The sequence below is a fragment of the Planktotalea sp. genome (assembly GCF_050633725.1).
GTDB lineage: Bacteria > Pseudomonadota > Alphaproteobacteria > Rhodobacterales > Rhodobacteraceae > Planktotalea.
In genome coordinates, this window is sequence record NZ_JBOEHB010000033.1 from 23,407 (window position 1) to 33,954 (window position 10,548).

Annotated in this window: 13 protein-coding genes; 4 read left to right on the forward strand and 9 right to left on the reverse strand. The window is 55.1% G+C overall.

The window, feature by feature from the left end:
* Position 1: 1 nt before the first annotated feature.
* Positions 2–1,063 carry a 3-carboxy-cis,cis-muconate cycloisomerase gene (locus ACRBCU_RS18295; RefSeq protein WP_431366837.1) on the forward strand — a complete coding sequence of 354 codons (1,062 nt, stop codon included), beginning with the start codon at positions 2–4 and terminating at the stop codon, positions 1,061–1,063.
* On the opposite strand, the gene ACRBCU_RS18300 is transcribed toward ACRBCU_RS18295, so the two are convergent.
* Entirely contained in the window at positions 1,060–1,662 is a 603-nt protein-coding gene (locus tag ACRBCU_RS18300; RefSeq protein WP_431366838.1) for a 2-hydroxychromene-2-carboxylate isomerase, read from the reverse strand. The genes ACRBCU_RS18295 and ACRBCU_RS18300 overlap by 4 nt on opposite strands.
* Positions 1,663–1,671: 9 nt before the next feature.
* On the reverse strand, positions 1,672–3,690 hold the full coding sequence (paaZ, locus tag ACRBCU_RS18305; RefSeq protein WP_431366839.1) for a phenylacetic acid degradation bifunctional protein PaaZ: 2,019 nt from the start codon (positions 3,688–3,690) through the stop codon (positions 1,672–1,674).
* An 88-nt stretch (positions 3,691–3,778) separates the two neighbouring features.
* Here paaZ and paaI point away from each other — a divergent pair, with 88 nt between their 5' ends.
* The 3 genes from paaI to ACRBCU_RS18320 are packed head-to-tail and all read left to right on the forward strand — an operon-like array spanning position 3,779 to position 6,114.
* On the forward strand, positions 3,779–4,213 hold the full coding sequence (gene paaI, locus ACRBCU_RS18310; RefSeq protein ID WP_431366840.1) for a hydroxyphenylacetyl-CoA thioesterase PaaI: 435 nt from the start codon (positions 3,779–3,781) through the stop codon (positions 4,211–4,213).
* Complete coding sequence (gene paaK, locus ACRBCU_RS18315) at positions 4,210–5,514, forward strand: phenylacetate--CoA ligase PaaK (RefSeq protein WP_431366841.1); 1,305 nt, start codon at positions 4,210–4,212, stop codon at positions 5,512–5,514. Before paaI ends, paaK begins: the two co-directional genes overlap by 4 nt.
* A 3-nt stretch (positions 5,515–5,517) precedes the next feature.
* Entirely contained in the window at positions 5,518–6,114 is a 597-nt protein-coding gene (locus tag ACRBCU_RS18320; RefSeq protein WP_431366842.1) for a TetR/AcrR family transcriptional regulator, read from the forward strand.
* Positions 6,115–6,158: 44 nt separating this feature from the next.
* On the opposite strand, the gene ACRBCU_RS18325 is transcribed toward ACRBCU_RS18320, so the two are convergent.
* The 7 genes from ACRBCU_RS18325 to ACRBCU_RS18355 all read right to left on the reverse strand — a co-directional run.
* The gene (locus ACRBCU_RS18325; protein WP_431366843.1) at positions 6,159–6,992 is read right to left on the reverse strand and encodes a hypothetical protein; all 834 of its coding nucleotides are present in this window, start codon (positions 6,990–6,992) and stop codon (positions 6,159–6,161) included.
* A gap of 55 nt (positions 6,993–7,047) precedes the next feature.
* On the reverse strand, positions 7,048–8,112 hold the full coding sequence (locus ACRBCU_RS18330) for a 2Fe-2S iron-sulfur cluster-binding protein (protein ID WP_431366844.1): 1,065 nt from the start codon (positions 8,110–8,112) through the stop codon (positions 7,048–7,050).
* A gap of 12 nt (positions 8,113–8,124) precedes the next feature.
* Positions 8,125–8,583 carry a 1,2-phenylacetyl-CoA epoxidase subunit PaaD gene (gene paaD, locus ACRBCU_RS18335; RefSeq protein ID WP_431366845.1) on the reverse strand — a complete coding sequence of 153 codons (459 nt, stop codon included), beginning with the start codon at positions 8,581–8,583 and terminating at the stop codon, positions 8,125–8,127.
* A 1-nt stretch (position 8,584) separates the two neighbouring features.
* On the reverse strand, positions 8,585–9,346 hold the full coding sequence (paaC, locus tag ACRBCU_RS18340; RefSeq protein ID WP_431366846.1) for a 1,2-phenylacetyl-CoA epoxidase subunit PaaC: 762 nt from the start codon (positions 9,344–9,346) through the stop codon (positions 8,585–8,587).
* A complete protein-coding gene (paaB, locus tag ACRBCU_RS18345) occupies positions 9,346–9,630 on the reverse strand; it encodes a 1,2-phenylacetyl-CoA epoxidase subunit PaaB (protein WP_431366847.1) in 285 nt (94 codons plus the stop codon). Before paaB ends, paaC begins: the two co-directional genes overlap by 1 nt.
* A gap of 5 nt (positions 9,631–9,635) precedes the next feature.
* Positions 9,636–10,100 carry a DUF3291 domain-containing protein gene (locus ACRBCU_RS18350; RefSeq protein ID WP_431366848.1) on the reverse strand — a complete coding sequence of 155 codons (465 nt, stop codon included), beginning with the start codon at positions 10,098–10,100 and terminating at the stop codon, positions 9,636–9,638.
* Positions 10,101–10,548: Phenylacetic acid catabolic protein (locus ACRBCU_RS18355; protein WP_431366849.1), on the reverse strand; the 448-nt coding region annotated here is incomplete at its 5' end. It lies immediately after the preceding gene.

The window sequence follows — 10,548 nt, forward strand, 5'->3', positions numbered from 1 at the left end:
TATGAGCAATGCCTTTACCTCCAGCCCTTTGTTTGATCGCCTGCTTGGCGATGGGAAGGTCGCCAAGGCATTTGGCGCAGAGAGCTACTTGCAAAAGATGCTTGCGTTTGAACGGGCTTGGACACAGGCCTTGATGCAGGTAGGCGCGGTTGAGGAGGCTACTGGCGCTATTGCCTTGAATGTTATTGATGGGTTTGAGCCAAATTTTTCCAAGCTTGGCGCAGGCACCGAACGCGATGGACTACCTGTGCCCGAACTCGTCAGGCAGTTGCGCGCAGGCCAAACAGAAGCGGTGCAAAAAGCGATCCACACAGGTGCAACGTCGCAAGATGTGATGGACAGCGCGACGGTTTTGATTTGCCGCGAAGTTCTGCTTGATTTCGAAACGCGCGGGCGCGAGGTTCTTGCACGGATCGATGCGCTGAGCGAGAGCTTTGGCGCCACCGAAATGATGGGCAGAACCCGCATGCAAGCGGCTTTGCCGATCCGGGTGTCTGATCGTCTTTCGACATGGCAGGTTTCAGTATCGCGACATTTGGAGGCGCTGCCAGAGCTGGTCCAATCGCTGGCAACTGTGCAGGTAGGCGGTGCCGTCGGGCTGCGTAACACACCGAATGATAAGGGCGACGAGGTTGCCGTGCATGTCGCCAAATCACTTGGGCTTTCTGTGTCTGCCGTTTGGCACGCGGATCGCACGTCTATTGTAAACCTTGGCAATTGGTTGGCCCTGCTTACTGGGACGTTCGGCAAGATCGGCGCTGATGTTACGCTTATGGCGCAGCAAGGCGTTGATGAAGTTGGACTTGACGGGGCAGGGGGGTCTTCCGCGATGCCGCACAAGCAAAACCCTGTGCGCGCGGAAACTCTGGTGACTTTGGCGCGTTTCGTTGCTGGCCAACAGGGGATTTTGGGGCAAGCGATGGTGCACGAGCAAGAACGTTCTGGCACAGCATGGGCGCTGGAGTGGATGGTTTTGCCGAGCATGCTCGAAGCCGCGGGCGCGTCGCTAAGCCAAGCGCAAGCGTTGCTCAATCAGATCAATCGCCTCGGCGCGCGCGATTAAAGACGCGCGACGATTTCTTCTTCGACCTCGCGCAGACGATCTTTGCCAAAGAACATTTCGTCGCCCACAAAGAATGTCGGCATGCCAAAGGCACCGCGTTTGATCGCGCCGTCTGTATTTGCAAAGAGCTGGGCTTTGATTGCTTCTTCTTTGCTCGCTTCAAGCAATCCAGCGCCGTCAAAGCCGGCTTGCGTCAACGCATTGGCGGCAATTTCAGGATCACTGACATTCACCTTGTCTTCCCATGCCATTTTCATACCCGCATCGGCAAAGTCACGTAGCCTGCCCTGCTGCTGCATCACAATCGCGGCGCGCATCAGAAACACGGTTCTAAGTTGGAAAAAGGGGTTGAAATTGAACTCCGTAATCTCGTGTTTCTTTATGAACCGATCAAACTCCAACTGTTCATATTTAAGCTTGTTTTCCACATGCGCGTTGACTTCCATCGGAGATTTGTTGCCCGTCGCATTGAAAATCCCGCCCAAAAGACATGGTACATATGTAATTTCAACGCCTGTGCGCTGTTCAATGCCTGGCACCATCCTATGCGCGAGATAAGCGTTAGGGCTGGAGAAATCGAAGAGAAAATCAACCTGCATGCATCGTTCCTATTTGGTGTAGGCGTTCATTGTGAGCAATTCATACTCAGCGACCTTTTCGCTGTCTTCGTTGGTGAGCGTAACATGCCAACGCACTTCGCCATACTCATCGTTACGTGGCGTTTTCTTTTTCACGGTCAGGCGTACCTTGATGCTATCGCCCGCTTGCACGGGTTTCATGAAGCGCAGGTTATCTAGGCCGGTGTTCGCCAGAACGGGACCCTCATTGGGTTCAACAAACAGGCCCGCAGCAAAGCTAAGAAGCAAATAGCCATGCGCGACACGGCCCGGGAAGAAAGGATTCCTTTGCGCGGCGTCTTCATCCATATGCGCATAGAAAGTGTCGCCAGTGAAATGCGCGAAATGCTCAATATCCTCAAGCGTGACGATGCGGGGCTCTGTGTGGATGGTTTCACCAATCTGGACTTCGTGGAAGGTGCGGGTGAAGGGATGCGCGGGGGCTTTGATTTCGGCTGCGCCATCGACCCAAGTTTGGCCGATTGCTGTGAGGATATCGGGGCTGCCTTGCACAGCGGTTCGCTGCATGTAATGCATCACGCCGCGCACGCCGCCGAGTTCCTCGCCGCCGCCTGCGCGCCCCGGTCCGCCATGTACCATGTGAGGCAGGGGAGAGCCGTGGCCCGTCGATTCTTTCATGCTGTCGCGGTTGTTGAAATAGAGCCGTCCATGGAAAGCGCCAGAGCCAAGCGCAACCTCGCGCGCGACCTCTGCATCATGGGTGATGACCGAGGCGACGAGAGACCCTTGGCCTTTGTTCACAAGATTGATCGCGTGCTCAATGTCGCGGTAACCCATCACGGTGGAAACGGGACCGAAGGCTTCGGTGTCATGCACGCGGCTTGCGGTGTCAGGGTTTTCGCAATGATAGAGCATAGGGGAGAGGAAGGCACCTTTGCTTTCAGCGATGCTTGGATCGCCGTAGACTTGGGTCGCTTCTGTTCCGATAATCGCGGCCTTGTTCAGAACATCACGTTTCTGCGCATTCGAAACGAGAGCTCCCATTTGCGTTTCGCCCTTATTAGGGTCTCCGACAAGTGTCTGTGTTAGGCGATTGGAGAGGGCTTCGATCACCGCCTCGACATGGTTTTCGGGCGCGATGATGCGGCGAATGGCGGTGCATTTCTGCCCCGCTTTCGTGGTCATCTCGCGTTGCGCTTCTTTGATGAAGAGATCAAATTCAGGCGTGCCGGGAGCCGCATCCGGGCCAAGGATCGAGGCGTTCAGGCTGTCTTGCTCGGCCACGAAGCGGATGGAGTTTTCAAGAATATGAGGCGCGGAGCGGAGTTTGAGCGCGGTCTGCGCGGAGCCTGTGAAACTGACCACATCTTGCAGGGTCAATCGGTCCAGCATGTCGCCCAATCCGCCACTGACGAGTTGCAATGCACCTTCGGGCAGGATGCCGCTCTCCAGCATAATGCGCACGGCGAGTTCGGTGACATAGCAGGTCGCGGTTGCCGGTTTCACGATGGCAGGAACGCCTGCGAGCAAGGTGGGTGCAAGTTTTTCGAGCATGCCCCAAACGGGGAAGTTGAAGGCGTTGATATGCACGGCGACCCCTTGCAGGGACGTGCAGATATGCTGGCCAAGAAAGGTGCCGTTGCGCGAAAGCTGTTCAATCTCTCCGTCAAGATAAACATGGCCATCGGGCATTTCGCGCCGACCTTTGGAGGCGAACACAAACATCGTGCCGATGCCGCCGTCGATGTCGATCAGATGGTCTGATTGGGTCGCCCCTGTCGCGAAACTCAGATCATAGAGCGCCTGTTTATGTTCGTTCAGCGCACCTGCGAGGGCCTTCAGCATACGGGCGCGATCATGGAAGGTCAGCTTGCGCAGGTTTGGCCCGCCGACATTGCGCGCGTGATCCAACATCGCTTGCACGTCCAGCTCGGCGTTGCCAGCATGAGCCATTACATTTCCTGTCACCGCGTTTTCTATCGGGCGGGCAGAGCTGTCAGGTGCGATCCATGCGCCAGCGGCAAAAGAGTTAATAGAGAGCAGGCCCATAATATCGATCCTTAAACTGTTTCGTTATTAATTGACCGCTTGGACGGGTTATGCAAGGAATAATGAAAATTCGGTCTGGGAGGAACTGATGACACCTGATGAACGAGCGGCGCGTGCTAGTGCTGCCATGTGGGCGAATGATCGAGCATCGCCTTGGGTCGGAATGGAGCTTGGGCCGGTACGCGAAGGCGTTGCGAGCATGACGCTTCAGGTGCAGGAGCATCATTGCAACGGGCATGACATTTGCCACGGCGGCGTAATCTTTACGCTGGCTGACAGCGCCTTTGCGTTCGCTTGTAATTCGCGCAATCAGAACACGGTTGCGCAGAACAATATGATCACCTTCATCGCGCCTGGCCAGCTGGGCGATGTGTTAACGGCCAGCGCCCGCGAAGTGTCTCTAACAGGGCGAAGTGGTATCTATGACGTGCGCGTTGTTAACCAAGATGGCGCACTCATTGCCGAAATGCGCGGGCTCTCGCGCGCGATCAAAGGCCAGCTATTTGACGAGGAACAGCCATGAGCAACTTGACCCCTGATCCGAGCATTCTTGACCCGATCGAAATCGCGTCCCGCGATGAGATTTCCGCGCTGCAACTGGAGCGGATGAAATGGTCGCTGAAGCACGCCTATGAAAATGTGCCGATGTATAAAGAGCGGTTTGACGCTGCAGGCGTGACACCTGATGATCTGAAATCGCTGACTGATCTGGCTAAGTTCCCTTTCACCGTGAAGGATGATCTGCGCGACAACTACCCCTTTGGCCTGTTCGCGGTTCCGCGCGAAGAAATCTCGCGGATTCATGCCTCCTCTGGTACGACGGGCAAGGCGACGGTGGTGGGCTATACCGCGAATGATATCTCTAATTGGGCCGATCTTGTTGCACGCAGCTTGCGCGCGGCGGGTCTGCGCAAGGGTGATATGATCCACAATGCTTATGGCTATGGTCTGTTCACAGGTGGTCTTGGCGCGCATTACGGGATTGAGCGTTTGGGCGCGACTGTCGTGCCGATGGGCGGTGGTCAAACAGACAAGCAGGTCGGTCTGATCAACGATTTCAAACCGCGCGGTATTCTGGTGACGCCCTCCTATATGCTCAACATCCTCGAGGCGTTCCATAAGGCCGGCCTTGACCCGCGCAAATCCTCGCTTGAGGTGGCGGTGTTCGGCGCGGAGCCGTGGACCGAAGCCATGCGTCAAGAGATCGAAGAAGCCTTCGATCTGAACGCGGTTGATATTTACGGGCTATCCGAAGTCATGGGGCCGGGCGTTGCCAATGAATGCGTTGAAACCAAAGACGGGCCTGTGATTTGGGAGGATCATTTCTATCCCGAGATCATCGATCCTGTGACGGGCGATGTGCTGCCTGACGGGGAAGAGGGCGAGTTGGTGTTTACCACGCTCACCAAGGAAGGCATGCCGATCATCCGCTATCGCACGCGCGATCTGACGCGGCTTTTGCCGGGCACCGCGCGCTCTATGCGGCGCATTGCCAAGATCACGGGGCGCTCGGACGACATGATTATTCTGCGCGGCGTGAACGTGTTCCCGACGCAAGTAGAAGAACAGGTAATGGCGACGGGTGGCCTTGGTCCCTATTTCCAGATTGAGCTGTATAAATCGGGCCGAATGGACGCGATGCGGGTTATGGTTGAAATGTTGCCAGATCGTACAGACGAAGCGTCCAAAGATGCTGCGGCGCGAATGCTGACTAAGCGGGTCAAGGACATGGTTGGTGTTTCCGTCGAAGTTATCGTAGGGGACCCAGGTTCCGTCGCACGTTCGCAAGGTAAAGCGGTGCGCGTTGTTGATAATCGAGGGTAGCCCATGGCGCGGCCAATAGCTAAAGATCACGAAGCCAAGCGCTTGCATATCTTGCGAGAGGCCGCGCATGTGTTTGCCAAAGAGGGCATCGCGCGCGCGTCCATGGCGCAAGTCGCCTTGGCCTGTGGTATCTCGAAGGCGAACATTTACCACTATTACGGCAGCAAAGACGCGCTGTTGTTTGATATCCTCGATAGCTATCTCAAAGCGCTGAGGGATCGTTTGGAGGGGCTTGAGCTGGATGGATTGCCGCCCGATGCGCAGCTCTTGCAGTTCGTGTCCGCGACCTTGTTGGCCTATGACGGTATGGATGCAGAGCACAAAATCCAGACCGAAGGCATTGCGGTGTTAGGGCAAGACGAACAGCAGGTTCTTAAGGGCTATCAACGCGATATGGTGCGCCAGTTGAGCGGTATCCTTGCTGCTTGTGCGCCTGCCTTGGCAGACGATCGCGCGCGACTACATGCAACGACAATGTCGGTGTTCGGGATGCTGAACTGGTTTTATATGTGGAACGGAGACGCTGACCGCGCGGCCCGCCTTGCGTATGCAGAAGTCGTCAGCGAATTGGTGATTGGGCATCGCCCCACCAAAATTTAAGCTTATTCACCCTTGATTTCGCAGTGGCCGAAAGCCGGAACATGCTATGGACAGAGTTGAATGTAGCGCGTTCGGCCCTGAAGAGTGATTTTACGGAAATAGGAAGTTTCGCCATTCCATTTGCGAATTTTATCATTCCCAGCCCAAATTTCCTTACCTGAACTGGTTCTAGCGTGAACTGAAGCTACATTCGAGTCGGCAAAAAATGGTTTACCGTCTAATGTTAAAGTACTGCCTCGCTCATCTTTGGAGCTTACAATCGTCCAGCGCCCAGCTTGTTCTTTACCAGAATTGCTGCGCCAAATCATCGCAAATTTGATTGACTCTCGGCAGTTATTGTAAACGCGAACCCTCTTGGGTTTTGACATAGCGTCTTTGATTTGCTTTTCCATTTCATCCGCGGCATGAATCTTCGCAAGATTCAGTTTATCAGAAGCGATTTCCTTTTTTAGTGTATCCCTCCTAGTAGCCAACAAGGTGATCAGATCGAGTGATTTTGCATTGCTTGCACTTGGTGACTTTTTCACCTTACGCTTAGTCTTTTTGGCGGCAGGTTTTGCGCTACTTCGTTGCTGGCACAAGCGTATCACTTCATTGATTACGCTTTGGCTGCCACCTCGGAATGACCCGTTGGATTTCCCGCATGCTCTTATGCTCCAATAGCCATTTACGTCGTTGCTACAATTTGAGCCATTTCCTCTGATGTGCGTTTGGTTGCTGCCGACATTCATATTATAGCAGCCATTATTTCTATCGAGCGTTGCCCAAATGTATTTTCCTGAACCCAACCGAATGGCTGTATTTTCCCATAGCCTGTCCGCAAAAACGGGGCTCGAAAAAAGAAGTGCAATACCTAATACAACTTGGAAAACTTTCATTCTGCTTACTTTCAACTAACAACTCTAAAGACTTTTTAGTGCCTGTGGCTTTGCCTCAATGCTGATCGTAATCCACTTTGACTTTCTCAGTCACCGCGAAGGATTGGCAGGATAGAATAAAGCCTTGCTCGACCTCGTAGTCCTCCAGCGCGTGGTTCGCGACCATCTCGACCTCGCCTTCCAGCACCTTGCATTTGCAGGTCGAACAGACGCCAGCCTTGCAGGCAAACGGCGCGTCGAGACCGCCAGCGAGGGCCGCTTCGAGCACTGTTTGATCTTTTTCCATCACAACGGTGCGCGCGGTTCCGTCGATGATGACAGTCGCTTCGCCCGGCTTGGCGGTGGTGGCTGCGGAGCTGGCTTTGCGCTTGAGGCGACCGGGCTGGGACGATGCGAAGAGTTCGAACTTGATCTGATCTTCGCTCAGTCCATTTTCTTTAAGCGCCTTGGCAATGCCGAGCATCATCGGCTCTGGGCCGCAGATAAAGGCGGTATCGACGCTTTTGATGTCGATCCAATTGCTAAAGAGCGCGGCGCATTTTTCTTCGTCCACGCGGCCCGTGAAAAGGTCAATATCCTGCGCATCGGTTTCCAGAATGTGGATCACATTGAGGCGGCCCATGTATTCATTTTTGAGGTCTTCGAGTTCCTCGCGGAACATGATCGTGTTGACCCCGCGGTTGGCATAAACCAGCGTGAAACGGCTATCAGGCTCGCGCATGAGCGTTGTCTTCAGGATCGATAGAACCGGCGTAATTCCAGAGCCGCCCGCAAAACCGAGATAGGTTTTGCCCTGATTAGGGTCTATTGGCGTGTGGAAATTGCCCATAGGCTCCATCGCCTCAAGCACCATGCCGGGCGCGAGGTTTTCATTGGCCCATGTGGAAAAGGCACCGCCGTCCACCTTCTTGATGCCGACCTGTAAGATGCCATCATCCTTGCCCGCGCAGATCGAATAGGAGCGGCGAATTTCCGTACCTTCGATATCTTGGCGAAAGGTCAGATACTGCCCTTGGATGAAGTCAAAATCGCCGTCATTTGCGGGCTCAAGCGAGACAACAACTGCGTCGCGAATGGTCTTGTGAACGTCAGTAACTTTGAGTTGGTGAAAGCGCGCCATGTCGGGGCCTCCTTAGATACATTTGAAATAATCGAACGGCTCAAGGCAGTCGGTGCAGCGCCATTGCGCCTTGCAGGGGGTCGAGCCGAATTGGCTAATGCGGCTCACGTTTTCAGATTTGCAACGCGGGCAATGTTTCGGCCCACCAGCAGCGCGCGGCGGCGCGATGCCGTAGTCTTCCAGCTTGGCGCTGCCTTTTTCGGTGAGCCAATCGGAGGTCCAAGGCGGCGAAATCTGCATCTTGATGCGGGTCTTTTCGATGCCGCGATCCCGCAGGGCCGTTTCGATGTCCATCGAGATGACAGAGGTCGCAGGGCAGCCCGAATAAGTGGGGGTCACGGCAACCTCCAACGTGTCACTGTCCCACTCCACGCCGCGCACGATGCCGAGATCGACAACAGAAATCACGGGGATTTCAGGGTCCGGGACTTGGTCTAGCCAATCCCAGATTTCTGCGACCTCGGGCCTCATCTTACCAGCTCGCCCCCGGATAGGCGCGTTGCAGCCATTGCATCTGCGTCAGGATATGACCGAGATGTTCGGAGTGCTGCGTGCCAGTGCGTCCGCCTTTGTGGGCGAAACGGCTGTCAGGGATGGTCAGCGTTGCCTCTGCCATAACCGCGCCGATATGCGCATCGAAAGCGGTGCGCAGCTCTGCCAGATCGGGCGCGATGCCGGCCTCTGTCATCGCTGTGTCGACCTTATCAGCGACGAACAACTCACCCACGTAGGGCCAAAGCAAATCAAGCGCCGCTTGCATTTTCGCATGGCTCACCTCGGTGCCATCGCCAAGGCCGATGACCGTATCGCCAGAGCGTTCAACATGATAGGTCACTTCCTTGATCGCCTTTGCGGCAATCTCAGCGACGCGGGGCTCAGAGGAAGACATCAGACCCTTGAGCATCACAAGATGCCACGCATCAAACAGGAATTGACGCATCAGGGTTTGGCCAAAATCGCCGTTGGGCTGTTCCACCAACAGTGCGTTACGGAAATCCCACGCGTCGCGCAGCATCGCCAGATCATCGGCGCTGCGACCCTTGCCTTCGACTTCGGCGGCAAGGCCGAGCCACATCTGCGTCTGACCGATCAGATCAAGCGCGGTGTTGGCTAGCGCGATGTCCTCTTCGATCACAGGCGCATGGCCGCACCATTCAGAGACACGGTGCCCGAGGATCAACGTATTGTCCCCCATCCGGCACAGGAATTCGAAGTAAGCTTCGGAGGCGGGCATTACATCGCCCCCACTTCGTCTGGAATGTCGAAGAATGTCGGGTGGCGGTAAACTTTGCTCTCTGACGGCTCATAAAGCGGGCCTTTTTCCGATGGGGAGGAGGCCGCGATGTGACGTGCTTCAACCACCCAAATGCTGACGCCTTCATTGCGGCGCGTATAAACATCGCGCGCGTTCTTGATCGCCATCTCCTCGTCAGGCGCATGAAGCGAGCCGACGTGACGGTGGGACATACCATGTTGACCACGGATAAAGACTTCCCAGAGGGGCCATTCATTACTCATTTGCGTTACTCCGCTGCTAAGTCGCATCGCCGAAAGGCGGATTGATCTACGGCGTCCCAGCCAAAGGCGTGATCGCTGGAGCCGTGCTGTTGTAAATGCGCGAGACGCGCCATTGCTTCTTCGAGTGTTGGAATGTGATCGTCCTCGATCCACCACATCACGAAATGCATCTTGCCCATGGCCTCGAACCATTCAGGGCGTTTTTCGTAAAAGCGCGCGTGAATGGTGTTGAAGACATAATCACCAAGGGAGGCCACATCGTCCCAAATGGACATGTTCGCGATCATTTGCTCATCGCCCGGCACGTCCAGATCGGTGGCGTTTCCGCTATCTGATTTCAGCCGCCAGACATATCCTTTTGACCGCTCCGCGATGGCGTTCACCTTGTCGAGGTTGTCCATGAAACCCGCCATGCGTGGATCATCGAGCGGATAGAGCGCGTAGCCTACGTTGAGTTCTGCAAGTCGCATCTATTCAGCTGCCAATTTCGCAGCGCGTTTCTTTTCGGCGTGAGCCATGAGACCTTCGCGCACCCAAGCGCCATCGTCCCAAGCTTTGTTGCGCGCGGCGAGGCGTTCCTTGTTGCAGGGGCCGTTGCCTTTGAGCACGTCAAAGAACTCGTCCCAATCGGGCTGCGAGAAATCATAGCCGCCCTTTTCTTCGTTCCATTTCAAGTTTTCGTCAGGGACGGTAAGGCCAAGATATTCCGCTTGCGGTACAGTTTGATCGACAAACTTTTGACGCAGCTCGTCGTTGCCGTTCATCTTGATCTTCCAAGACATGGACTGTTCTGAGTGAACAGAATCCGCATCGGACGGGCCGAACATCATCAAGGATGGATACCACATGCGATTGAGCGCATCTTGCGCCATACGTTTTTGCGCCTCGGTGCCATTCGCCATCTTCATCATGATGTCG